Origin of the sequence: Halioglobus sp. HI00S01, from assembly GCF_001635445.1 — a bacterium.
Taxonomy (GTDB): Bacteria; Pseudomonadota; Gammaproteobacteria; order Pseudomonadales; family Halieaceae; genus Halioglobus; species Halioglobus japonicus.
Map to the genome: position 1 here is coordinate 1 of NZ_LWEE01000257.1, position 215 is coordinate 215.

Here is a 215-nt window from a genome sequence, read left to right on the forward strand (position 1 = left end):
ATTGGGGCCTATACGATTGACCAACATCAGATAGGTGGTAAAGCCGATCACCGTGCCAAAGATACTCAGGTACAGCAGCGCCGGCAGATAAAACTCACCCGTCGGTACGACCAGGGGCTGGCCGGTTATCAGCAGCACTATCGCCAGTATCACCGTGCCGTAAAGCATCGAGTAGGTATTGGTGGTAGCCGGGTGCAGGCCGTGACTGCCATTGC

1 protein-coding gene is annotated in these 215 nt (G+C 55.8%); it reads right to left on the minus strand.

What is annotated here, in order from left to right; all coding sequences use genetic code 11:
• On the minus strand, positions 1 to 215 hold a 215-nt coding region (locus A3709_RS17430), incomplete at both ends, for an EamA family transporter (protein WP_156507832.1).